The following is a 23886-nucleotide window of genomic DNA, read 5'->3' as shown; positions in this document are numbered from 1 at the left end:
AGGGGAGGACGGGCCCCGGCGCCATCGAGCGCCGGGGCCCGCCCCTGTTGCGGAGCGAATCCTTCCGGCGCCGCGCACCACGGCGCGGGTACGCACGGGGGCGGCCGGGAGACCCACCGGGGCCGGGGTGCTCACCGGAGGCCGGGCGCTCTCCAGGGGCCGGGCGGGACGGCATGCCGACATCGGCGCCGCAGTTCGTACTCGTGCTCGTGCTCGTACGAGAACGCGGGCGTCCATGGGCGTGGCCGACACCTTTCGGTGCACATGCCAGTACGACGGGCGCATTCCCTGCTCCCTCCCCGACCGCGCGGCCCGGATCGATCCGATCCGGCCGACACCCTCAGGTCATATGCCTGGCCACAGCCTGGCACGCGATTCGTCCGGGCGCTGCAATTCCGGACGGAAAACAGAAAGCGGGCGTTACGGTCCGGTCACCGAACCTCCGGCAAACCGTCGCCGTATCGCCACGCCACCGCTTTCGGGACGCTCCCGGCGCCCCTTCCTCACCTGGTCAGCGCTTCGCGACGAACACGTGCGAAGCGACCTCGTCGTCCAGTTCGGCCGCCTCGCCGCTGGAACCGACCAGCACGCCACCGGGCGACGCCGTCACACTGACCACCGAGCCGGGCTGCACGCCCGCGCGCCGCAGCGTGTACATCAGCTGGGCGTCGGTCTGGATCGGCTCACCGATCCGGCGCACCACCACGGTCTTCCCGTCGGAGCCCGGGTCCAGCTCGGACAGGCTCACCATGCTGTCGTCCAGGAACGGATCGGCCTCGGCCTTCTCGCCCAGCTCCTCCAGACCCGGGATCGGATTCCCGTACGGAGACTCGGTGGGGTGCCGCAGCAGCTCCAGCACCCGGCGCTCCACCGCCTCACTCATCACGTGCTCCCAGCGGCACGCCTCCGCGTGGACCTGCTCCCACTCCAGGCCGATCACGTCGACGAGCAGACACTCGGCGAGCCGGTGCTTGCGCATGACGCGGGTGGCGAGACGGCGGCCCTCCTCGGTCAGCTCCAGATGGCGGTCGCCCGCGACCTGGACCAGTCCGTCGCGCTCCATGCGCGCCACCGTCTGGCTGACCGTCGGACCGCTCTGGTCCAGCCGTTCCGCGATCCGGGCGCGCATGGGGACCACGCCTTCCTCTTCGAGCTCGAGGATGGTGCGGAGATACATCTCCGTGGTATCGATCAGTCCGGACATACGTGCCCCTCGATGCTGTGACATGAAGTCGTCGTGCGATGGCCCTGACCCAATTCTGACGCATACCGCTGACAACCGTGCCGCGCCGGCCGAACGGCCCGCGTCGCGGGCCCCTGTGCGGTATTGACAGGCCACTGGTCCAGACCGCAACGTGATCGGCGGCACGGACATTCCATCCCGCTGAAAGGGCCCCCTCGATGAGCGACAGCACGTTGGCCGGTCAGTTCTTCGACGCAGCGATCGGCCTGCTGGAGCGCGTGCGCGACGAGGAGGCCAAGAGCATCGCCGCCGCCGGTGCCGCGATCGCCGACACCGTCGCCGCGGGCGGCCGGCTCTTCGCTTTCGGTGCCGGACACTCCTCGCTCGCCGCGCAGGACGTCGTGTACCGGGCGGGTGGCCTCGCCCTGATGAACCTGCTCGCCGTGCCCGGCACCGTGGGCGTCGACGTCATGCCGGCGACGCTGGGCTCCGCGCTGGAACGGGTGGACGGGCTGGCCGGAGCGGTGCTGGACTCCAGTCCCGCGCGCTCGGGCGACCTCCTCGTGATCATCTCGCTCTCCGGGCGCAACGCGCTGCCGGTGGAGATGGCCCAGAACGCGCGCGCGCTCGGGCTGACGGTCATCGGGGTCACGTCGGTGGCGTACGCCGAGGGGACGAGGTCCCGGCACGCGTCGGGCGGATTCCTGCGCGACCACTGCGACATCGTCCTCGACAGCAAGATCCCGATCGGTGACGCGGAACTGACGGCGCCGGGCGTCGAGGCACCGTTCGCACCCGCGTCGACGGTGGTCACCAGCGCGGTGATGCAGGCGATGATGGCGGCCGCCGCGGAGGGGCTGGTGGCCCGGGGGATCGAGCCGCCGCTGCTGCGGTCGGGGAACGTCGACGGCGGGCACGAGTGGAACGGGCGTGTGATGACGCAGTACGCGGACCGGATCTTCTACCGCCACTGAGCGGTGCGGGGGCTCGGCGGGAAGGGCGCCGGCGGCCAGGTGCACGGGTCCGTCCTCAAGCACCGGACGGGCCTGATCCGGCACCCGGCGGGTCGGTTTCCCCGGGGAGCAGGCGGGCCAGGTCCACGGCCGAGGCGACCCGCGCGGCCACCGTCTCCGCGTAGGTCGCGTCCGGACGCTCGAAGGCGGTGCGGTGAGCCGTGCGCAGGAACGTGACCACTCCCAGCGTCCGGCCCCGGCTGCGCAGCACAGCGCACAGGGCGTGGACGGAGTCCCGGGGCCACTGACGCTCCCGCGCCCACTCCTCGGCGCCGGCTCCCGCGCTCGCCCGTACCGAGCCCTCGCGGTCCAGCGACTGGAGGGCCGGGTGCCCCGTCGCGTACCGCACCGGGACCGATCCGCCGGAGACCGGCAGGCAGGGGCCGGGGCCGTCGGCGGGCGTCGAGAGCGTACGTACGGGGCGGGGGGCGCCGTCGTCCGCCAGCAGGTCCACCACCACGTGGTCGGCGAATCCGGCCAGGGCGTAGTCCAGCGTGGACGTCGCGGCCTCCATCGGGTCCTCGCACTCGGCCGCCGAACTCGCGGCCCTGTGCAGCTGGTTCGACCGGAACCGCAGCCGGTCCGCCTCCTGTCCGGCCAGCTTCGCCTCCGTCACGTCCTGGAACAGCCAGCCGACTCCGAGCGGAACCGGCTCCTCCGCGAGCGGTGAGGCGAGCCGCAGGAAGCCGTTGCGCCAGCAGCGGCGCCGCTGCCCCTCCGGCGTCCGCAGCGTCACCCACAGCTCGGCGGGCGTGGGCGGCGGCCCCTCGGCCAGGACGTGGTGCAGTGAACCCTCCAGGTCCTCCACGCCCTGCACGATCAGCTCGCCCAGCGGGCGCCCCAGCAGCGAGGTGCGGCCTCCGCCGAGCGCGCGGGCCGCATGGGCGTTGACGACGGTCGGGCGCAGATCGACGTCGACGAGGACCACACCCCACGACGCGTCGTCGAACAGGGCCTCGCTGAGCGCGATCGCCCGCTCCAGGTCGATCTGCGCGTGCACCTCGCTGAACGCGCAGTACACCCCGGCGGGCTTGCCGTCGGCGCCGCGCACCCCGGCCGACTGGGTCCGCACGAGCACCCGCCCGCCGTCCTTGCGCAGCAGAGCGAACTCGTGGACCTGGCGGCCGGGGGCGTCCATGGCGGCCAGCAGCCGCCCCTGCACGTCTCCCGCGTCCGCGCTGCGCACCGCCCAGCCGGCGAATCCGCTCCGGCCCACGGCCTCGTCGGCGGTCCAGCCGAGAATCCGCTCGGCCTCACGGTTCCAGTGGGTGATCGTGCCGTCCGCGTCGAAGGCGCACAGCGCGGCGTCCATACCGTCGAGCAGAGCCGCGAGCAGCTCCGACCCGGGCTCCGGAGCGCCGTCGGACCCGAGGGCGTCGGTGGTTTCACTGCTGCTGGAAGCGTTCATCACGTACCCCCTGCAGGAGGCGTTCGCCATTGCCGCACGTCACACCATTCAACTCGAACGTGACCCACGGCACACCCCCTTCCCGGAAATTCGGGAAATCAGGAAGCCGCGCTAATTCGGTTGTGCGGAGCCGGGGGCGTTTCCTACGGTGGACGTACACGTCGAAAGGAGGTGATCCGAAAAGTGCAGTCTTATCGGATTCGTGAGGTGGCTGCGGGCTGACAGCCCGTCGTCGCACACTGTGCACCTCGGCAGGCTGTCTGCCGAAAACCAAGCAGTCACCGACCCGCAGGCTCGCCGGTAAGTCCGGCCGGCTCCTCCGCGAGGAGGGACCAGAGCCTGCGGGTTCCTGCGTTTCCGGGCGGGGACGCGGGCGCCCTACGGGCAGAGGCGTTCCACGTGCCAGGCGGCCGGGTTCTCGGTGGAGCGTACGTAGCGCAGGCGGTCGTGGAGGCGGTTCGCGTGGCCCTGCCAGAACTCGATCGACTCCGGTACGACGCGGAAGCCGCCCCAGTGCGGGGGCGCCGGGACCTTCTCGCCCTCCGGGTAGCGGGCGGCCAGTTCCTCGTAGCGCTCGACGAGTTCCGTGCGTGAGCCGATCACCGTGGACTGTTCGCTCGCCCAGGCGCCCAGCTGGGAGCCATGGGGGCGGGTGCGGAAGTAGGCGACCGTCTCCGCGCGGCTCACACGGGCCGCGCTGCCGGTGACGATGACCTGGCGGGCCATGGGGTGCCAGGGGAAGAGCAGCGAGACGTACGGGTTGGCGGCCAGTTCAAGGCCCTTGCGGGAGCCGTAGTTCGTGAAGAAGACGAAGCCCCGGGCGTCGTACTGCTTGAGCAGCACGGTGCGGGAGGACGGGCGGCCCCCGGGTGTGGCCGTGGAGACCACCATCGCGTTCGGCTCGTGGAGCACACCGCCCGCTGCGACCTGGCTGAACCAGTGGGCGAACTGGTCCATCGGGTCGGCGGCGAGGTCCTTCTCGACGAAGTCCTCGGAACGGTAGTGCTCGCGCATCACGGCCGGATCGGTGGTGCAATCGTGACGAGGGGTGTGAGCGGAGGAGGGTGAGGAGTCTGGGGTGGGCACGGGGCCATCCTGCCGCAGGGGCGGAGTGTGCCCGGCGGGGAGGGGCCGTAACCGTCCACCGGGGAAATGGGGCCCTGTGCCGGATGTCACGCTTCCCCGCATCGTGGGAACCCGCCAATATCTTGGGGCAGGCCCCTGTGGCCTTCGTACAGCCGACGTTTTCGAAACCCGTCGCCGCACAGCCGCCGAACCAGCCGCCGAACTGAGGGAGCCGCCCCATGTCCGCCTTCGTACCCGGACTCGAGGGAGTCGTCGCGTTCGAAACGGAGATCGCCGAACCGGACAAGGAAGGCGGTTCGCTCCGCTACCGCGGTGTCGACATCGAGGACCTCGTCGGTCAGGTCTCCTTCGGCAATGTGTGGGGTCTGCTGGTGGACGGGGCGTTCAACCCCGGCCTGCCGCCCGCCGAGCCGTTCCCGATCCCCGTGCACTCCGGTGACATCCGGGTCGACGTGCAGTCGGCCCTGGCGATGCTCGCGCCCGTGTGGGGCCTGAAACCGCTGCTGGACATCGACGAGCAGACCGCGCGCGACGATCTGGCGCGGGCCGCGGTGATGGCCCTGTCGTACGTCGCCCAGTCGGCGCGCGGGCAGGGGCGCGCGATGGTGCCGCAGAGCGAGATCGACAAGGCGGAGTCCGTCGTCGAGCGCTTCATGATCCGCTGGCGCGGTGAGCCGGACCCCAAGCACGTCAAGGCCGTCGACGCCTACTGGACCTCGGCAGCCGAGCACGGCATGAACGCCTCCACCTTCACCGCCCGCGTCATCGCCTCGACCGGCGCCGACGTGGCGGCGGCGCTGTCCGGCGCGGTGGGCGCGATGTCGGGTCCGCTGCACGGCGGTGCCCCGTCCCGGGTCCTCGGCATGATCGAGGAGATCGAGCGGACCGGCGACGCCACGGCGTACGTGAAGCAGGCCCTGGACAAGGGTGAGCGGCTGATGGGCTTCGGGCACCGCGTGTACCGGGCGGAGGACCCCCGGGCCCGCGTCCTGCGGCGTACGGCGAGGGAGCTGGCCGCGCCGCGCTTCGAGGTCGCCGAGGCGCTGGAGAAGGCCGCGCTGGAGGAGCTGCACGCGCGGCGCCCCGACCGGGTCCTGGCGACGAACGTGGAGTTCTGGGCCGCGATCGTGCTGGACTTCGCGGAGGTCCCGGCGCACATGTTCACGTCGATGTTCACCTGTGCCCGTACGGCGGGCTGGTCGGCGCACATCCTGGAGCAGAAGCGCACGGGCCGGCTGGTGCGTCCGTCGGCCACGTACATCGGTCCGGGCTCGCGCAGCCCGCGGGAGATCCCGGGGTACGAACAGCTCGCGGACCTGGGGAACTGAGCGGGCCCGCCGCACGCGGACTGTTCAGTCCAGTACGCCGTCCAGCAGGGCCGCCCACTGGGTGACGACCCTGCGGCGGCGTGCCGCGTCGTCGGTGAGCAGGTTGGCGAGGCCGAGGCCGCGGGCCATGTCGAGGAGCCCCTGGACCGTCTCGCGTACGCCCGGCTTCTCCTCGTCGGCGCCGAGGAGTCCCACGGCGATGCGATGGGTCTCGCGGCCGACGCGGGCTTCGAGTTCGGTGACGCGGGGGCGGAGCTGTTCCTCGTTGGACGCGGCGACCCAGAGCTGGAGCGCGGCGCGGAAGAGCGGGCCGGTGTAGAGGTCGACGAGGGCGGCCACGACCTCCGTGCGGCCCTGGACGGGCAGGGCGCGCAGGGCGGCGGAGCGTTCCTCGGCGACGTACTCGACGGCCGCTGTGAACAGGTCCTCGCGGGTCGGGAAGTGGTGCTGGGCCGCGCCGCGCGACACCCCGGCGCGTTCGGCGACGACGGAGACCGTGGAGCCCGCCCAGCCGTGTTCGGCGAGGCAGGCGACCGCGGCTTCGAGGAGGCGCAGGCGCGTGGCGCGGCTCCGGTCCTGCTTCGGCGTCTTCGGGGGTGTCACAACACCCATGCGGGGTCCCGTCGTTCGAGGAAGGCCGTCATCCCTTCCCGTGCCTCGGCGGAGGTGAAGAGGGCTGCCGAGCGGGCGATGAGGTCTTCGGCGTGCTGGTCGAAATTCTTCAGCACAGTAGCCGTGACCAGCTCCTTGGACGCCCGCAGCCCTTGCGGCGAGGCGCGGCGCAGTCCGTCCAGTACCGGTTCGAGCGCCTTGTCCACGTCCTCCGCCGCCAGGGTGACGAGGCCGGTGCGGGCGGCCTCCGCCGCGTCGAAGCGTTCGCCGGTGAGGAAGTAGCGGGTGGCGGATGCCGGGTCCATGCGGGCCAGGAGCGGCATCGAGATCACGGCGGGGGCGAGGCCGAGGCGGGATTCGGTGAGGGCGAACGAGGCGCCGGGCCCGGCCACCGAGATGTCGCAGGCGCTCAGCAGCCCGAGGCCGCCGGCCCTGACATGTCCGGTGACCCGGGCCACGACCGGTTTGGGCAGGGCGACGATCCGGCGCATCAGCGCGACGAACGCGGCCGGGTCGGGGGGTCCCGTCAGGTCCGCTCCGGCACAGAACGTGGTGCCGGTGTGGGTGAGGACGACCGCCCGTACGGTGTCGTCGGCCGCGCACGCGTCCAGGGCTTCGCCGAGCGCGCCGACGAGCCGCGCGGAGAGCGCGTTGCGGTTCGCCGGTGAGTCGAGCGTGAGGGTGGTGATGCCCTGGACGTGCGTCGGATCGGCGAGGGTCATGCGGTGCTCTCCTTGTCGGGGGCGGGGCCGGGGGTGGCGGGGTCTGCCGTGGCGGTCTTCTCGCGGTCGCGCAGTTCGCGCCGCAGGATCTTCCCGGAGGCGGCGCGCGGTACGGCGTCGATGAACTCGGCCCGCCGGACCTTCTTGTACGGGGCGACGCGCTCGGCGACGTACTCCATGACGTCCTGCGCCGTCAGTGTCTCCTCGCCGGGCCGGCGCACCAGGTACGCCTTGGGGACCTCGTTGCCATCGGCGTCGTACACGCCGATGACCGCGGCGTCGGCGATCCGTTCGTGGCTCAGGAGCAGTGCCTCCAGTTCGGCGGGGGCGACCTGGTAGCCCTTGTACTTGATCAGTTCCTTCACCCGGTCGACGACGAACAGCCAGCCGTCGTCGTCGACGCGTCCGATGTCCCCGGTGTGCACCCAGCCGTCGCTGTCGATCATGTCGGCGGTGGCTTCGGGGCGGCCGAGGTAACCCTTCATCACCTGCGGGCCGCGGATGAGCACTTCGCCGTCGGTGCCGGTTCCGGCGTCCTTGCCCGGATCGTCGAGGGCCACGATGCGCATCTCGGTGCTGGGGAGCAGCTTCCCGACCGCTCCGGGCGGCGGGTTCTCGGCGGACAGCGGGACGACGTGGGTGCCGGGCGAGAGCTCGGTCATGCCGTACGCCTGGCGCACGGGCGGCAGTCCGAGGCGGGCGGAGCAGGCGGTGGCGAGGCCGGCGTCCAGCGGGGCGGCGCCGCTGACGATGTACTCCAGCGAGGACAGGTCGTACTCCCCTACGGAGGGGTGCTTGGCGAGGGCCAGGACGATCGGCGGGGCCACGTACAGCCCGCTGATGCGGTGCTTCTGGATGGCGCCGAGGAACTGGGCGAGGTCGAAGCGGGGCAGCACCACGACGGTGGCGCCGAAGCGCAGCGGGGCGTTCATCAGGGCGGTAAGACCGTAGATGTGGAAGAAGGGCAGCACGGCGAGGATGCTGTCGCCGGGGCCCATGGGTATGAAGGGGCGGAGCTGTTCCAGGTTGGTGGCGATGGAGCGGTGGGTGAGCATGACGCCCTTGGGGGCGCCGGTGGTGCCGGAGGAGTACGGGAGGGCGGCGACGTCCTCGACGGGGTCGATGTCCACCTGTGGTTCCGGGGCGGTGGAGCCGAGCATGTCGAGGACGGAGGTGTGCCCCTCGGCCTGGTCGCAGACGAAGATCTCCCGGACGGAACCGGCGAGCGCCGCCGCCTTGCGCGCGGTGTCCAGGAGCGGGGACACGGTGACGATCCAGCGCGCCCCGGAGTCGCCGAGCTGCCTGGCGAACTCCTCGGCGGTGGCGAGCGGGTGGACGGTGGTGACGGTGGCCCCGGCCCGGGTCGCCCCGTAGAAGACGGCCGGGTAGGCGATGGTGTTGGGGCTGTGCAGGGCGAGGACGTCGCCCTTGCGCAGCCCCGCTTCGGCGAGGGCCGCCGCGATGCGCCGGTGGAACGTGTCGAGCTGGGCGTACGTGACCGTCAGACCGTTCGTCCCGTCGACCAGGGCGACGGTGTCGCCGAATGCGGCGGCCTGGCCGAGTACGGCTTCGTGGATGGGCACTTCGAGGGCCGGAACGTCTGCGTACTCGCTACTGAACACCATGGCAGTTCCCTTCGACCGATGTTACGACGGGCGTTTCTACGGGTGCGAAGTGCCAGAATCGCGCCTGCCGTACGGCTTGGGGAACCCCTGGACGCGACTGTCACGGTCAGTACGACTTGGGCAGCCCCAGCGACTGGTGCGAGACGAAGTTGAGGATCATCTCCCGGCTGACGGGCGCGATCCGGGCGACACGGGCCGCCGTGACGAGCGAGGCGAGGCCGTACTCGCGGGTGAGGCCGTTGCCGCCGAGGGTGTGGACGGCCTGGTCGACGGCCTTCACACAGGCTTCGGCGGCGGCGTACTTCGCCATGTTCGCGGCCTCGCCCGCGCCCATGTCGTCGCCCTCGTCGTAGAGCCGTGCGGCCTTCTGCATCATCAGCCGGGCCAGTTCCAGCTCGATGTGCGACTGGGCGAGCGGGTGGGCGATGGCCTGGTGGGCGCCGATGGGGTCCTTCCACACCTGCCGGGTGCGGGCGTAGTCGACGGCGCGGGCGATCGCGTACGTGCCCATGCCGAGGGCGAAGGCGGCGGTCATGATGCGCTCGGGGTTGAGTCCGGCGAAGAGCTGGAGCAGCCCCGCGTCCTCGTCGCCCACGAGTGCGTCGGCGGGCAGCCTCACGTCGTCGAGGACCAGCTCGAACTGCTTCTCCGGCGCCTGGAGTTCCATGTCGATCCGCGCGCGCTGGAATCCGGGTGCGTCGCGCGGCACGATGAAGAGGCAGGGCTTGAGCTTGCCGGAGCGGGCGTCCTCGGTGCGTCCGACGATGAGGGTCGCCTCGGCTATGTCGACGCCGGAGACGAAGACCTTGCGCCCGGTGAGCACCCACGTGTCGCCGTCCTTGCGGGCGGTGGTGGTGATGCGGTGGGAGTTGGACCCGGCGTCGGGTTCGGTGATGCCGAAGGCCATGGTGATGCTGCCGTCGGCGAGTCCGGGGAGCCACCGCCGCTTCTGGGCGTCGGTGCCGAAGCGGGCGATGACGGTGCCGCAGATGGCCGGGGAGACGATCATCATCAGCAGCGGTGAGCCGGCCGCGCCCAGCTCTTCGAGCACGATGGACAGTTCGGCCATGCCGCCGCCCCCGCCGCCGTACTCCTCGGGGAGGTTCACTCCGAGGTAGCCGAGCTTGGCGGCCTCGGCCCACAGTTCGCGGGGGTGCTCGCCCTCGCGGACGAGGGAGGTCATGTACGCGCGGCCGTAGCGCTTGCCGAGGGCGGCGACAGCGGCGCGCAGGGCCTGGTGCTCTTCGGTTTCGAGGGCGGCGCTCATACGTTCTCCTCCGGTGCTGCGGGTTCGGTGACGACGGCGAGCAGTGCACCGACCTCGACCTGGTGGCCGGGGGCGGCGTGGAGCGCGGTGAGGGTGCCGGAGGCGGGAGCGAGGATGCGGTGCTCCATCTTCATGGCCTCCAGCCAGATCAGGGGCTGCCCGGCCTCGACGGCCGAGCCGGGCGCGAGCCCGTCCGCGAGGCGGACGACGGTGCCGGGCATGGGCGCGAGCAGCGAGCCGGGTTCGGTGCGTTCGGTGGGGTCGGTGAAGCGGGGCAGGGCGGTGAAGGTGTACGAGCCGGTGGCGGTGTCGACGTACACGCGGTCCTGGTGGGTGGTGACGGTGAAGTGCCGGGTGACCCCGCCGGTTTCGAGCGTGACGCGGTCGGGGCGAGTGGCGACGACGCGTACGCCCTCGGCCTCCCCCGCCGGGACCTGGCCGTGGCGGGTGGTCCGGTAGGCGGCTTCGGTCTCGGTGCCGTCGGGTTCGCTGCGGTAGCGCTTCGACCGGGGCTGCGAGGGGACGTTGCGCCAGCCGCCGAAGCGGGCGGGGCCGGGGTTCGCGCCTTCGGAGCCGCGGGCCGCCGCGTCCGCGAGCGCGGCGGCGAGGGCGGGGAGTTCGAGGCCCTCGGAGGGCTGGGTGAGGGCGTCCAGGTGGCGGTCGTAGAAGCCGGTGTCGAGGCGGGCGGCGGCGAAGTCCGGGTGGCGCAGGGAGCGTACGAGGAGCCGGCGGTTGGTGGCGGGACCGTGGATGCGGGCGCGTTCCAGGGCGCGGGCGAGGTGGCGTACGGCTTCGGCGCGGGTAGGGGCGTGGGCGATGACCTTGGCGAGCATGGGGTCGTAGTGCACGCCGATCGTGTCGCCGCCGGTGTATCCGGTGTCGAGGCGCAGCCCGGGTTCCTCGGGCACGTCGAGCGTGAGCAGTGCTCCGGTCTGCGGCTGCCAGTCACGGGCCGGGTCCTCGGCGTAGAGCCGGGCCTCGACCGCGTGGCCGCGCGGCTGCGGGGGCCCGTCGGCCGGCAGCGGTTCGCCCTCGGCGACGCGCAGTTGCAGGGCGACGAGGTCGAGCCCGAACACGGCTTCCGTCACCGGGTGTTCGACCTGGAGGCGGGTGTTCATCTCCAGGAAGTACGGGCGCCCTTCGGCCGATACGAGGAACTCGACCGTGCCGGCCCCGAGGTAGCCGACGGCCCGCGCGGCGGCGACCGCGGCATCGTGCAGCCGGGTCCTGAGCGCGTCGTCGAGTCCCGGCGCGGGCGCTTCCTCGATCACCTTCTGGTGGCGGCGCTGGAGCGAGCAGTCACGTGTGCCGAGCGCCCAGACGGCGCCGTGCCCGTCGGCCATGACCTGGACCTCGACGTGCCGGCCGCGTTCCACGTACGGCTCGGCGAAGACCTCGCCGTCCCCGAACGCGGCGGCGGCCTCCGCCGAAGCCGCGGTCAACTCGGCTTCCAGCGCCCCGAGTTCCCGTACGATTCGCATGCCGCGCCCGCCGCCGCCCGCCGCCGCCTTGAGCAGCAGAGGTAGATCGTCGCCGGTGGCGGCCGCCGTGTCCACGGGGGCGAGGAGCGGCACGCCGGCCGCCGCCATCAGTTCCTTGGCGCGGGTCTTGGACGCCATCAGCTCGATGGCCTTGACCGGCGGCCCCACCCAGACGAGCCCGGCGTCCTGCACGGCGGCGGCGAATCCGGCGTTCTCGGAGAGGAAGCCGTACCCGGGGTGCACGGCGTCGGCGCCCGCGGCGAGTGCGGCGGCCACGACGAGGTCGCCGCGCAGATACGTATCGGCCGGGGCGGCCCCCGGCAGGCGTACGGCGGTGTCCGCCTCCCGTACGTGGAGGGCGTCGGCGTCCGCGTCCGAGTACACGGCGACGGTGGAGATGCCCAGCTCACGACAGGTGCGGAAGATCCGGCAGGCGATCTCGCCCCGGTTGGCGACAAGGAGGGTGGTGATCACGTTCGTCCTCACATCCGGAAGATGCCGAAGCCGCCGCGGGCGCCCTCGACCGGTGCGGTGTGGATCGCGGACAGGCACATCCCAAGGACGGTCCTGGTGTCGCGCGGGTCGATGACCCCGTCGTCGTACAGCCGCCCGGACAGGAACATCGGCAGGGACTCCGACTCGATCTGCCGTTCCACCATGGCGCGCAGCCCCGCGTCCGCCTCGTCGTCGTACGGCAGTCCCTTGGCGGCGGACGAGGCGCGGGCGACGATCGAGAGCACGCCCGCGAGCTGCTGGGGTCCCATGACGGCGGACTTGCTGCTCGGCCAGGCGAACAGGAAGCGGGGGTCGTAGGCGCGCCCGCACATGCCGTAGTGCCCGGCGCCGTACGAGGCGCCCATGAGCACCGACAGATGAGGCACCCGGGAGTTCGACACCGCGTTAATCATCATCGCGCCGTGCTTGATGATGCCGCCCTGCTCGTACTCCTTGCCGACCATGTAGCCGGTGGTGTTGTGCAGGAAGATCAGCGGGATGTCGCGCTGGTTGGCGAGCTGGATGAACTGGGCGGCCTTCTGCGACTCCTCGCTGAACAGCACGCCCTGCGCGTTGGCGAGGATGCCGACGGGGTAGCCGTGCAGGCGCGCCCACCCGGTCACCAGGCTGCTCCCGTACAGCGGCTTGAACGCGTCGAAGTCGGAGCCGTCGACGAGCCGGGCGATGACCTCGCGCGGGTCGAAGGGGACCTTCAGGTCCCCCGGCACGATCCCGATCAGCTCGTCCTCGTCGTACGTGGGCGGCTCTGCCGGTCCCGGATCGCCGTGCGCCTTGCGCCAGTTGAGACGGGCGACGATGCGCCGGGCCTGCCGGACCGCGTCCTGCTCGTCGACGGCGTAGTGGTCGGCGAGGCCGGACGTACGGGCGTGCATCTCCGCGCCGCCCAGCGATTCGTCGTCGCTCTCCTCGCCGGTCGCCATTTTCACCAACGGTGGACCACCGAGGAAGACCTTCGACCGCTCTTTGATCATCACGGTGTGGTCGGACATGCCGGGGACGTACGCACCACCGGCGGTCGAGTTCCCGAAGACGACGGCGACGGTCGGGATGCCGGCGGCGGACAGCCGGGTGATGTCGCGGAACAGCGCCCCGCCGGGGATGAAGATCTCCTTCTGCGAGGGGAGGTCCGCGCCTCCGGACTCGACGAGGCTGACGCAGGGCAGCCGGTTGGCGAAGGCGATCTCGTTGGCCCGCAGGGCCTTCTTGAGCGTCCAGGGGTTGGAGGCCCCGCCGCGCACGGTCGGGTCGTTGGCGGTGATCAGGCACTCGACGCCCTCCACCACCCCGATCCCGGTGACGAGCGAGGCGCCGACGGCGTAGTCGCTGCCCCAGGCGGCGAGCGGCGACAGCTCGAGGAACGGGGTGTCCGGGTCGACCAGCAGCTCGATCCGCTCCCGGGCCAGGAGCTTGCCGCGCTTCCTGTGACGGGCCACGTACTTCTCGCCACCGCCCGCGAGGGCCTTGGCGTGCTCGGTGTCGAGCTCGGCGAGCTTCGCGAGCATGGCCTCGCGGTTCGCGGCGTACTCGGGACCGGTGGTGTCGAGTGCGGTGGGCAGGACGGTCATGCGTTCACCTCCGTGGGGTCCAGCAGGGATGACGTGTCCAGCGATGACGTGTCCAGCAGGGATACGGGGACGGGCAGGCACCGGGACCGCAGCCACTCCCCCACCGCCTTGGCCTGCGGGTCGAAGCGGGCCTGCGCGGCGACGCCTTCGCCCAGGAGTCCGTGGACGACGAAGTTCAGCGCGCGGAGCCGCGGCAGGACATGGCGTACGACGGTGAGCGGCCCGGTCTCCGGCAGCAGCTCCTTGAAGCGCTCGACGGTCAGCTCGTGGGCCAGCCAGCGCCAGGCGTCGTCACCGCGCACCCACACCCCGACGTTGGCGTCGCCGCCCTTGTCGCCGCTGCGGGCACCGGCGATCCGGCCGAGCGGGACGCGTCGTGTCACCTCCACGGGGAGCGCGGGAGGTAACGCGGGCTCCGCGACCGGGGCCAGCACCCGCGTCTCCGCGGGGCCGGCCACCCTCACCCGGCTGCCGTCCGGCAGGACGGCCAGGTGTTCCACCTCGGCGGCGGGTACGAAGTCGGCCTCGAACACCCCGTAGGGCGCGCCCTTGCCGGGCGGGGCGGTGACGTGGAATCCGGGGTAGGAGCCAAGCGCCAGCTCGATGGCGGCGCCCGACACGGCACGGCCGACCGCCTCGGCGTCCTGGTCGCGGACGACGAGCCGGAGGAGTGCGCTGGCCGTCTCCTCACTGCCGGCGTCGGCGTGGTCCGTGCGGGCCAGTTCCCACCGCACCTCGGCGGGCCGTGCGCCGGACCGGGCGAACGCGTCGTCGAACTGGTCCCGTACGAGCTGCGCCTTGGCCTCGACGTCGAGGCCGGTGAGGACGAAGACGACCTCGTTGCGCCAGCCGCCGAGCCGGACGAGCCCGGCCTTGAGGGTGGGCGGCGGGGCCTCGCCGCGCACCCCGGAGATCCTGACCCGGTCCGGTCCGTCCTGCGTCAGCCGTACGGTGTCGAGCCGGGCGGTCACGTCGGGGCCCGCGTACCGGGCTCCGCCGGTCTCGTACAACAACTGCGCGGTCACCGTGCCGACATCGACGACACCGCCCGTACCGTCGTGCTTGGTGATGACGGACGACCCGTCGGCGTGGATCTCGGCGAGCGGGAAGCCGGGCCTGCGGACGTCGTGGTCGCCGAAGAACGCGTAGTTCCCCCCGGTGGCCTGCGTCCCGCACTCCAGCACGTGCCCGGCGACGACGGCCCCCGCGAGCGCGTCGTAGTCCTCGGGCCCCCAGCCGAAGTGGGCGGCTGCTGGCCCGGTGACGAGGGCTGCGTCGGTGACCCGCCCCGTGACGACGATGTCGGCCCCGGCCCGCAGACACGCGGCGATCCCGGCACCGCCGAGGTAGGCGTTGGCGGCGAGGAACCCGTCCGGTACGGGGAGGCCGTCGCCCTCGACGTGGGCGACGCGCACCGGCACGCCCACCTTCTCCGCCAGTTCCCTGACCGCGTCGGCCAGTCCGGCCGGGTTGAGGCCCCCGGCGTTGGCCACGATCTTCACTCCCCGCTCGTGCGCGAGCCCGAGCCCTTCCTCCAGCTGCCGCAGGAAGGTGGTGGCGTACCCCCGCCGCGGGTCCTTGAAGCGGCTGCGGGCCAGGATCAGCATCGTGAGTTCGGCGAGATAGTCACCGGTCAGGACGTCGAGGGGGCCGTCGGTGAGCATGTCGCGTACGGCGTCGAAGCGGTCGCCGTAGAAGCCGGAGGCGTTCCCGATCCTGAGCGGTCGCGCCTGCGGGCCCATCAGCGGTCCTCCCGCGCCGGGCGTCCCGGCCCCGCCGGACCGGCGAACGCCTGCGCGATGTCCAGCCATTGGCCGGCGTCCGCCCCGACGGCCCGGACCGCGAGGTCGGCGCGGTGGGCGCGCTGGGTGACGAGGAGGCAGAAGTCGTACAGCGGCCCGGTGACCCGCTGCGGGGCACCCTCCGGCCCGTACGCGATCAACTCCCCGTCCGGCGCGGCGAGTTCCACCCGGAACTCCTCTTCGGGCGCCTTCATCCCGCGCACGAAGTAGGCGTAGTCGCGGGCCCGCACACCGATCCGCGCCACATGCCGCAACCGGCTGGTCGGCGCCCTGGTGACCCCGAGGGCGTCGGCGACGTCCTGGCCGTGCGCCCAGGTCTCCATGAGCCGGGCGGTCGCCATGGAAGCCACCCCCATCGGCGGCCCGTACCAGGGGAACCTGCTCCCGGGCGCGGCCGCCCGCAACGCCTCCTGGAGCCGGCGCCGCCCGTCCCGCCAGCGGTCGAGCAGCGCGTCCGGCGCCAGCGTGCCCACCAGCTCACCGGCGGCCCGGTCGACGAAGGAGTCGGGGTCGGCCATCGCCGTCCCGACCTCACCGGCGAAGGCGTCCGCGTCGGTGACGGAGAGGACGGTGACCTCGTCGGTCCAGGTGAGATGCGCGATCTGATGAGCAACGGTCCACCGCTCGGCGGGCGTGGGCAGGGACCACCCCTCACCACTCAGCCCGGCCACCAGCGCGTCGAGTTCTTCACTCTCCTCGCGCAGATCGTCGAGCACGGACACGGCTGCGGCATCGGACACGGTGCACTCCCTCGGGGCGTGGCTGTGTGCCCAGGAGCATGTCAGCGAGCGCATAAACAAGCAAGCGTGCTTGCATTATTTTTCAGGCGCTCCCCAACAGACGGCCCGTACCGGCTCGCCGGGCTCGCGGACGCGGTGGGCGTGGCGCTCGCGGACCGGTACGGGACCAACCGCATCTTCACGCTCGGCCAACGGGGCTTCCGGGCGATCACCCCCTGACGCCCGGTCTCACAGCGTTCCGCATCCTGCCCACAGACGCCTGAGCCAGGGCCTGCGGACTACTCTCCCCGTTCGCCCTCGGCCTGGGACGGTTCCGTCCGCGGAACCTCCTTGTGCGTTTCGGGGCGGTTGCGCTCGGTGGGGTCGTCGCGTTCGCCCTCGGCCTGCGAGGGGGTGTGGGCGTACAGCCCGTCGGGCTCGGTGGACTCCATGACTGACCTCCTTCGCCCCCTCCCCATCGTGCTCCTCGGAGGCGGCCTCGTCGCGGCGACGGGGTGCGACGCTCAGACGTCCGCCTTGCGGCGCGCACCGCCCGTCTGACTGCGTACCGCGCCCATGCTCGCGCCGATGACCAGGGCGATGGCCAGGGCGTCGGTGCTCGACAGGGCCTGGTCGAGGATCAGGAAGCCCGCGGCTGCCGCGATGGCCGGTTCCAGGCTCATCAGGACCGCGAAGGTGGAGGCGGGGAGGCGGCGCAGGGCGATGAGTTCGAGGGTGTACGGGAGGACCGAGCTCAGCAGGGCGACCGCGGCGCCCAGCGCGATCGTGGACGGGACGAGGAGTTTCGAGCCGGCGTCCAGGATGCCCAGGGGCAGGGAGAGGAGGGCGGCCACGACCATCGCCAGGGCCAGGCCGTCCGCCTGCGGGAAGCGGCGGCCGGTGCGGGCACTGAAGACGATGTAGACCGCCCAGAGGACGCCCGCGCCGAGGGCGCACGCCGCGCCGACCGGGTCCAGGCCGCCGAGGCCCCCTCCGCCGCCGAGCAGGAAGACACCGGCGACCGCGAGGGCCGCCCAGACCAGGTTGACCAGGCGGCGGGAGACGATCACCGAGAGGGCGAGCGGCCCCAGGACCTCCAGGGTGACCGCGACGCCCAGCGGAATCCGTTCGAGTGCCTGGTAGAAGAGGACGTTCATGCCGCCCATCGCGGCACCGAACGCGAGGACCGTGCCCCAGTCGGCCCGCGAGTGGCCGCGCAGCTTGGGCCGGCACACGAGCAGCAGCACGACGGCGGCGGCGACGAGCCGCAGGGTGACGACGCCGAGGGCGCCCGCCCTCGGCATCAGCAGGGCCGCGACCGCAGCGCCGAACTGGACGGAGAGGCCGCCCGCGACCACCAGCGCGACCGGGCCGAGGGCCACGCCCCGACGGCCGCCGGGGCCCCGCTTCCCGGGCCCGGGAAGTGCGGAAACCGCCTCGGGTACGGAGACTGCTGCGGCCGGTTCTGCGGCACTGCGCGGGACGTCCACTGGGTCCGGCCTTCCGAAAGAGAGGTCAAGTGCACTTCATTGCACTGATCGATCCAAGATACTGCACTCAAGAGGGGGAGCTCATCTCTTCACCGTAGAGAGGTGGGCGGTTCGCGTGAAATGCCGTCTGCGCTCCGGTTATGCTCCGCACGCATGAACCCGGGACCCGCCGTCGGCCACACCATCGAACTCCGGCACCTGCGCGCCTTCCTCGCCGTCGCGGACGAGGGCAACGTGACCCGCGCCGCCGCCCGCCTCCATCTCACCCAGCCGGCCGTCTCCCGCACCCTCGCGGCCCTGGAGAAGCACCTGGGCCTCCGGCTCGTCGACCGCTCCACCCACCACCTCGCCCTCACCGCTGAAGGCACCGCCTTCCGCGACAAGGCCGCCGCGGCCGTCGCCGCCTTCGACGAGGCGCTCGACCCGGACCGGCTGCGCCACTGGCCACTGCGGATCGGCCACGCCTGGTCCGCCTTCGGCCCGTACACCACCCCGCTGCTCAGGGCCTGGCAGGAGCGCCACCCGAAGACCCCCCTCGAACTGCTGCGGATCGACGACCGCACGGCGGGGCTGACCCGGGGCGAGGTCGACGCGGCGCTGCTGCGGGGGCCGGTCGGGACGCCGGGGCTGGTCACCGAGGTGCTGTTCACCGAGGACCGGGTCGCCGCCGTGACCGCGGACGGACCGCTCGCCGCCCGCACGTCACTGACCCTCGCCGACCTGACGGACGGCCCGGTCGTCCTGAACACCGTCTCCGGCATCACCACCCCCGACCTCTGGCCCCCGCACGACCGGCCCGCCGCCACCCTGACCGTCGCGAACACCGACGACTGGCTGACCGCCATCGCCGCGGGCCGCGGTTCCGGGGTCTCCGCCGCGTCCACCGCCGCCATGCATCCGCACGCCGGGGTCGCCTACCGGCCGCTCGACGACGCCCCCGCCGTCCCGGTCCTCCTCGCCCGGCGGGACGCCCCCGGGCACCCCGCACTGCCGGAACTCGTCACCCTGGTCCGTGAAATCGTCGGCGGCACCCAGAGGTGACGGCGGGGGCGGCGGAGGGTCAGGTCTCCAGCCCCTCCGCCAGCACCTCCGCCAGGTGCCTGGCGCGCCTGCCCGCCAGCTGGTCCAGCTGGGTGCGGCACGAGAAGCCGTCCGCCAGCAGCTCCGTACCGGATGCCGCTGCCCGTACGGACGGCAGGAGTTGCTCCTCCGCGCACGCGACCGACACCTCCCAGTGGCCCCGTTCGAAGCCGAAGTTGCCGGCGAGGCCGCAACAGCCGCCGCTCAGCTCTCCTGTGAGGCCGGCCCGCTCGCGCAACCGGCGTTCGGCCGCGTCGCCGAGGACCGCGTGCTGGTGGCAGTGCGTCTGACCCGCCACGGGCCGGTCCAGGCGCGGCGGGGTCCAGTCGGGCACGTACTCCTCCAGGTACTGGGCGAGGGTACGGACCGACGCGGCCAGTCCGGCGGCGCGCGGGTCGTCGGGAAGCAGCTCGGGCAGGTCGGTCCGGAGCGTGGCGGCGCAGCTCGGTTCGAGCACGACGACCGGGTCCCCGGGGAAGCCGCCCATGCGGTCCAGGGTGCGGCGCATGACCTTCCGGGCCTTGTCCAGCTGGCCCGTCGACACATAGGTGAGCCCGCAGCACACTCCGCGTCCCGGGTGCACCACCGTCCTGCCCGCCGCTTCCAGGACACGTACCGCCGCCCGGCCCACCTCCGGCGAGAGGTGCTCGGTGAACGTGTCGGGCCACAGCGTCACCACCTCATCGTCGGACAGGATCACCGTGCCCTCGGGTCCGCGTGTACGCGCCCACCGCCCGAACCGTTCCCGCGCCAGCACCGGGAGGGCGCGTTCCGGGGCGATCCCGGCCAGGCGCTTCGCCAGTGCGGCGAGCGGGCCGATCCTGGCCAGCGCGTTGAGGACGCCCGCGAAGGGGGCGGCCAGGCGCAGCCACCGGGGCAGCCGGCCCAGCGCGTAGTGCGCGGCCGGCCGGAGCCGCCCCCTGTAGTGGTGGTGCAGGAACTCCGCCTTGTACGTGGCCATGTCGACGCCCACCGGGCAGTCGCTGCGGCAGCCCTTGCAGGACAGACAGAGATCGAGCGCGTCCCTGACCTCCTCCGACCGCCAGCCGGTCGTGACGACGTCCCCGGCCAGCATCTCGTGGAGCAGCCTGGCCCGGCCCCGGGTCGAGTGGGCCTCCTCGCCGGTCGCCCGGAAGGAGGGACACATGACGGCCGCCCCCGCCGCCTCCGTCGTACGGCACTTGGCGACGCCCACGCAGCGGCGGACCGCCGCCGAGAAGTCACCGCCGTCGTCCGGGTAGCCGAAGGCCACGTCGACCGGGCGGCTCGGCAGCACGGCGAAGCGGAGGTTCTCGTCGAGGCGGGCGGGGCGGACGAGGATGCCCGGGTTCATCCCGCCGTCCGGGTCCCAGAGATCCTTGAACCGGTTGAAGACGCCGACGAGTTCGTCCCCGTACATACGAGGGAGCAGTTCGGCGCGGGCCTGCCCGTCCCCGTGCTCCCCGCTGAGCGAGCCGCCGTGCTCGACGACGAGGGAGGCCAGCTCCTCGGAGAAGCGGCGGAAGGCGGCCACACCACGGGGGCTGAGCAGGTCGAAGTCGATGCGCACGTGGATACAGCCGTCTCCGAAGTGCCCGTACGGCGTGCCGCGCAGTCCGTGTGCGGTGAGCAGGGTGCGGAAGTCGCGCAGATACGGGCCGAGCCGCGCGGGCGGTACGGCGCAGTCCTCCCAGCCGGGCCATGCCTCTCTGCCGTCCGGCATCCGGGTGGCGGTGCCGGCCGCGTCCTCGCGGATTCGCCACAGGGCGCGTTGGGCCGCGGCGTCCGTGACGACGGTGCCGTCGACGGCACCGTCCGCGCCGGCGGCCCGCACGATCCGTTCGGCGTGCGTCCGCACCTCGGCGGGGGTGCCGCCGCCCGTCTCGACGAAGAGCCACGCCCCACCGCGTGGCAGTCCCGCCGGTTCGGTTACGAGGTCGGCGGCCATGCCTTCGACGGTGAGCGGGTGGTGCGGGAGGAGGCCGGGCGCGGCTTCCGCGGCGGCCGACTCGTCGGCGTACCCGAGGACGGCGAGTGCGCGTGCCTTCGGCGCCTCGACGAGTCGTACGGTCGCCTCCGTCAGCACGGCGAGGGTTCCCTCGCTGCCGCAGAAGGCGCGGACGAGGCCGGCGCCGTGGTCGCGCTCGCGCTCGGGGAGCAGGGCGTCCAGGGCGTAGCCGGAGATGCGGCGGGGGAGGTCGGGGAAGCGGGTGCGCAGCGGGGCGAGGTGGGCGTCGATCAGCTCGCGGAGCCCAGGGACCGTACCGGCGCCGTCTCCGAGCCGCAGCGGCTCGCCGCCGTAGCGGATGACCGACAGGTCGTGGACGTTGTCGGCGGTGGTGCCCCAGGCGACGGAGTGCGAGCCGCAGGAGTTGTTGCCGATCATGCCGCCGAGGGTGCAGCGGCTGTGGGTGGACGGGTCGGGGCCGAAGGTCAGTCCGTGCGGGGCGGCGGCGTTACGGAGGTCGTCGAGGATCACTCCGGGCTGGACGACGGCGGTGCGGGCGTGGGGGTCCAGGTCCAGGATCGACCGCAGGTGCCGGGTGAAGTCGAGCACGACGCCGGTGCCGGTGGCCTGGCCCGCGATGGAGGTCCCGCCGCCGCGCGGGACGACCGGTACGCCGTACTCGCGGCACACGGCGAGTGCGGCGGCGACGTCGTCGGCGTCGCGCGGGGCGACGGTGCCGAGGGGGACGCGGCGGTAGTTGGAGGCGTCCATGGTCGTGAGCGCGCGGGCTGACGTACCGAAGTCCACCTCTCCGCGGATGGCGGCGGCGAGGGCGTGGGCGAGGTCGGGGCGGGCCATGGGTTCAGCATGTCGTGTCCGAGGGTTCCGTAACGGATGCGAACCCGGGTGTCTGTTCGTCACCCTGCGGGGACCCTCCTGCACGGCCCCGGACCGGCCGCACTTCATCAGCTGGCTGTGCTACCGCGATGCGGGTGAGCGCGATGCGGGTGAGCGCGATGCGTGGGCGGGGCCGTGCAGGAGGTTCGCCGCCCAACCACCCACCGTTCAGGTGGAGGGCGGTGCCGGTTCGGGGCACCCCGCCCGGTAGGGCTACTTCGCGCAGACCGACTTGTCGGCTCCCACCCGCTGGATGCCTTCGGGTGTCTTGGACGGCGGGGTCAGCGGCGTGCCCGCCGCCGTGAAGTCCGGGCCCAGGGTCAGCAGCATCGGTTCCGTCTCGCCCGCGTCCGTCGTCGTCGGCTTCAGGGCCGAGGCCGAGAGGCCCATCAGGTCGGCGAGCCGGCGGGCCTGGTCCGCCTGGTCGGGGGCGTAGACGAGCTGCGTCTTCGCGACCTTCTCGGGTGCGTTGGCCTTGTTGCTCGACTTCAGCACGCCCTCGGAGTTCTGCAGCCAGTCGATTGCGTCCTGCGCGGACCCGGACGGCGCGCCGCCGTTGTAGACGTCGACCCGGACGTCCGCCGACGCGGCCCGGGGGCCCTTCAGTCTGGCCGCCGCCTGGGCCTTCTTCTGCTTCTTGACCTCGGTGAGGGAGATGTCCTCGCGGATCATCGAGAAGAGCTGCGGCGCCTTCGTCTTGTCCAGGACGACCGTGGCCTTGACCGTCTCCGCCGGATTGTCGACCACCGGCACCGTCGTGAAGGTGATGTTCTTCATGTCGACGGAACTCAACTCCATGCCCAGCTGGCGGAGTCGGTTGATGTCGTTGATCTTGTCGTCGACCGTGAGCGCCTTGGTCGCGGCCTCGGCGAGCTTCCACATCTTCGTGGGGCTGGTGAGCGTGTCGTTGGACTTCAGCTTCCGCATCAGCGAGCCGAGGAACTGCTGCTGGATCTCGATGCGGCTCAGGTCGCCGCCGAAGCCGACGGACTTGCGGGTGCGCAGGAAGGCCAGCGCCTGTTCGCCGTCGAGCGTGTGGTTGCCCTTGGGAAGCTTGAGGTGGGACTTGTCGTCGTCGATGTCCTTGGCCAGGCAGACGTCGACGCCGTCGACCGCGGCGGTCAGCGTCTTGACCGCGTTGAAGTCCGCCACCATGAAGTGGTCGACCTTGACGCCGGTCAGCTCGGTGATGGTGCGCATGGTGCAGCTCGGTGTGCGTTCGTACTGCCCGAGGCTCTCGTTGAACCGCTTGCCCGGCGTTCCCGGGATGTCCTTCGTCGAGCCGTCGCTCTGGGTGGTCGGGCAGTCCGGGATGTCGGTGATCAGGTCGCGGGGAATGCTCAGCGCGGTGGCGTTCGTACGGTCCTTGGAGACGTGCAGCAGGATCGTGGTGTCGGCGTGACCGACGCTGCCCTTGTCGCCGTATCCCTCGTTGCCCGCGCCGGTCCGCTTGTCCGTGCCGATCACCAGGACGTTGATCGCCCGGTCCTTGCTGAAGCCCCCGGTGCCCGCACCGTCGTCGGACACGGCGGTGAGGTTGCCGTTGAAGTGCTGGTAGACGAGATATCCGCCGGTGCCGACGGCCACCAGCAGGAACGCCATGACTCCGCCGGTCCAGACCAGCGCCTTCTTCTTCCTGGCCTTCGGCCTGGGCCTGCGGCGCCCGGTCTGCTGTTCGGCGGGCTGCCGGGAGGAGCGTCCGCGGGACGGGCGGGGCGACTGGTCCGGGCGTCCGCGCTGCCCGGGCACCGTGGCCCCCTCGGCGCTGCCCGATCGACGGCGCGCGGAGCGGCCGGGCGTGGAGGGTGCGGACGGTCGCTCTGCGGACGGGGTCAGTCGCAGCTCGTAATCGCCGGTGTCCGGGTTGAGCACCCACTGGTCAGCGGGGTCGACAGCCTCGCCCCGGCCACGGCCTTGCGCGTCCACGGTTTCCTGCTTCCTCGATCGGGTCGCTCAGCCTATCCGCCCGGCCTCCCCGGCGATTCGGGGCCGGAAGAAGATCCTCACATCTGTTTTCCAGACAGCCGGGTGCACTTGGTCCGCGCGCCCCGGCTCATGGGTGGCCCCATGGAAGGTTCAATCAGAAATGACCACAGGGAATCCCCAAACAAGTCGTCAATTCTCCTATAGTTGCCGAGACTTGATCAGGAATTGTCAGCTCCAGT

General features: G+C 72.2%; 19 protein-coding genes. 4 read left to right on the top strand and 15 right to left on the bottom strand.

The window, feature by feature from the left end; genetic code table 11:
• Positions 1–511: 511 nt before the first annotated feature.
• Positions 512–1204 (bottom strand): metal-dependent transcriptional regulator, encoded by a 693-nt coding sequence (locus ACFWSK_RS03530; RefSeq protein ID WP_383781386.1) that lies wholly within the window; start codon positions 1202–1204, stop codon positions 512–514.
• Positions 1205–1401: 197 nt separating this feature from the next.
• Between ACFWSK_RS03530 and ACFWSK_RS03525 the strand changes: the two genes are divergently transcribed.
• Complete coding sequence (locus ACFWSK_RS03525; RefSeq protein WP_383781383.1) at positions 1402–2157, top strand: SIS domain-containing protein; 756 nt, start codon at positions 1402–1404, stop codon at positions 2155–2157.
• Positions 2158–2212: 55 nt separating this feature from the next.
• On the opposite strand, the gene ACFWSK_RS03520 is transcribed toward ACFWSK_RS03525, so the two are convergent.
• Together ACFWSK_RS03520 and pdxH are read right to left on the bottom strand one after the other, a co-directional pair.
• Positions 2213–3604 carry a PAS domain-containing protein gene (locus tag ACFWSK_RS03520; RefSeq protein ID WP_383781380.1) on the bottom strand — a complete coding sequence of 464 codons (1392 nt, stop codon included), beginning with the start codon at positions 3602–3604 and terminating at the stop codon, positions 2213–2215.
• Between the two features lie 378 nt (positions 3605–3982).
• Complete coding sequence (gene pdxH, locus ACFWSK_RS03515; protein ID WP_383781905.1) at positions 3983–4618, bottom strand: pyridoxamine 5'-phosphate oxidase; 636 nt, start codon at positions 4616–4618, stop codon at positions 3983–3985.
• Positions 4619–4908: 290 nt separating this feature from the next.
• Here pdxH and ACFWSK_RS03510 point away from each other — a divergent pair, with 290 nt between their 5' ends.
• A complete protein-coding gene (locus tag ACFWSK_RS03510) occupies positions 4909–6018 on the top strand; it encodes a citrate synthase 2 (protein WP_383781377.1) in 1110 nt (369 codons plus the stop codon).
• 24 nt (positions 6019–6042) lie between these two features.
• On the opposite strand, the gene ACFWSK_RS03505 is transcribed toward ACFWSK_RS03510, so the two are convergent.
• The 8 genes from ACFWSK_RS03505 to ACFWSK_RS03470 all read right to left on the bottom strand — a co-directional run bounded on the left by ACFWSK_RS03505 (position 6043) and on the right by ACFWSK_RS03470 (position 16348).
• Positions 6043–6630 carry a TetR/AcrR family transcriptional regulator gene (locus ACFWSK_RS03505; RefSeq protein ID WP_383781374.1) on the bottom strand — a complete coding sequence of 196 codons (588 nt, stop codon included), beginning with the start codon at positions 6628–6630 and terminating at the stop codon, positions 6043–6045.
• Positions 6618–7352 (bottom strand): enoyl-CoA hydratase family protein, encoded by a 735-nt coding sequence (locus tag ACFWSK_RS03500; protein WP_383781372.1) that lies wholly within the window; start codon positions 7350–7352, stop codon positions 6618–6620. The genes ACFWSK_RS03505 and ACFWSK_RS03500 overlap by 13 nt, the downstream gene beginning before the upstream one ends.
• Positions 7349–8977, bottom strand: a complete 1629-nt coding sequence (locus ACFWSK_RS03495; protein WP_383781370.1) for a 4-coumarate--CoA ligase family protein — start codon at positions 8975–8977, stop codon at positions 7349–7351. Before ACFWSK_RS03495 ends, ACFWSK_RS03500 begins: the two co-directional genes overlap by 4 nt.
• 106 nt (positions 8978–9083) lie before the next feature.
• Positions 9084–10244 carry an acyl-CoA dehydrogenase family protein gene (locus ACFWSK_RS03490; protein WP_383781367.1) on the bottom strand — a complete coding sequence of 387 codons (1161 nt, stop codon included), beginning with the start codon at positions 10242–10244 and terminating at the stop codon, positions 9084–9086.
• Positions 10241–12199 carry a biotin carboxylase N-terminal domain-containing protein gene (locus tag ACFWSK_RS03485; protein WP_383781902.1) on the bottom strand — a complete coding sequence of 653 codons (1959 nt, stop codon included), beginning with the start codon at positions 12197–12199 and terminating at the stop codon, positions 10241–10243. Before ACFWSK_RS03485 ends, ACFWSK_RS03490 begins: the two co-directional genes overlap by 4 nt.
• 8 nt (positions 12200–12207) lie before the next feature.
• Positions 12208–13806, bottom strand: a complete 1599-nt coding sequence (locus ACFWSK_RS03480; RefSeq protein WP_383781364.1) for an acyl-CoA carboxylase subunit beta — start codon at positions 13804–13806, stop codon at positions 12208–12210.
• A complete protein-coding gene (locus ACFWSK_RS03475) occupies positions 13803–15548 on the bottom strand; it encodes an acyclic terpene utilization AtuA family protein (RefSeq protein WP_383781361.1) in 1746 nt (581 codons plus the stop codon). Before ACFWSK_RS03475 ends, ACFWSK_RS03480 begins: the two co-directional genes overlap by 4 nt.
• Positions 15548–16348 carry a TIGR03084 family metal-binding protein gene (locus ACFWSK_RS03470; RefSeq protein ID WP_383781359.1) on the bottom strand — a complete coding sequence of 267 codons (801 nt, stop codon included), beginning with the start codon at positions 16346–16348 and terminating at the stop codon, positions 15548–15550. Before ACFWSK_RS03470 ends, ACFWSK_RS03475 begins: the two co-directional genes overlap by 1 nt.
• Before the next feature lie 66 nt (positions 16349–16414).
• Between ACFWSK_RS03470 and ACFWSK_RS03465 the strand changes: the two genes are divergently transcribed.
• The gene (locus ACFWSK_RS03465) at positions 16415–16567 is read left to right on the top strand and encodes a hypothetical protein (protein WP_383781356.1); all 153 of its coding nucleotides are present in this window, start codon (positions 16415–16417) and stop codon (positions 16565–16567) included.
• A 59-nt stretch (positions 16568–16626) separates the two neighbouring features.
• Here the strand turns inward: ACFWSK_RS03465 and ACFWSK_RS03460 are convergent, their stop codons facing one another.
• Together ACFWSK_RS03460 and ACFWSK_RS03455 are read right to left on the bottom strand one after the other, a co-directional pair.
• Positions 16627–16779 (bottom strand): hypothetical protein, encoded by a 153-nt coding sequence (locus tag ACFWSK_RS03460; RefSeq protein ID WP_383781353.1) that lies wholly within the window; start codon positions 16777–16779, stop codon positions 16627–16629.
• Between the two features lie 72 nt (positions 16780–16851).
• Positions 16852–17817, bottom strand: coding sequence for a DMT family transporter (locus ACFWSK_RS03455; protein WP_383781351.1), 966 nt, complete (start codon positions 17815–17817; stop codon positions 16852–16854).
• 153 nt (positions 17818–17970) lie between these two features.
• On the opposite strand from ACFWSK_RS03455, the gene ACFWSK_RS03450 reads away from it, so the two are divergent.
• Positions 17971–18858, top strand: a complete 888-nt coding sequence (locus tag ACFWSK_RS03450; RefSeq protein ID WP_383781348.1) for a LysR family transcriptional regulator — start codon at positions 17971–17973, stop codon at positions 18856–18858.
• 19 nt (positions 18859–18877) lie between these two features.
• Here the strand turns inward: ACFWSK_RS03450 and ACFWSK_RS03445 are convergent, their stop codons facing one another.
• Both ACFWSK_RS03445 and ACFWSK_RS03440 read right to left on the bottom strand, forming a co-directional pair.
• Positions 18878–21682 carry an FAD-binding and (Fe-S)-binding domain-containing protein gene (locus ACFWSK_RS03445; RefSeq protein ID WP_383781344.1) on the bottom strand — a complete coding sequence of 935 codons (2805 nt, stop codon included), beginning with the start codon at positions 21680–21682 and terminating at the stop codon, positions 18878–18880.
• A gap of 252 nt (positions 21683–21934) precedes the next feature.
• The gene (locus ACFWSK_RS03440; protein WP_383781341.1) at positions 21935–23647 is read right to left on the bottom strand and encodes an LCP family protein; all 1713 of its coding nucleotides are present in this window, start codon (positions 23645–23647) and stop codon (positions 21935–21937) included.
• Positions 23648–23886 lie beyond the last annotated feature (239 nt).

This window comes from Streptomyces sp. NPDC058620, assembly GCF_042717135.1.
Classification (GTDB): Bacteria; Actinomycetota; Actinomycetes; order Streptomycetales; family Streptomycetaceae; genus Streptomyces.
This window is presented reverse-complemented; position numbering and strand designations above follow the sequence as displayed.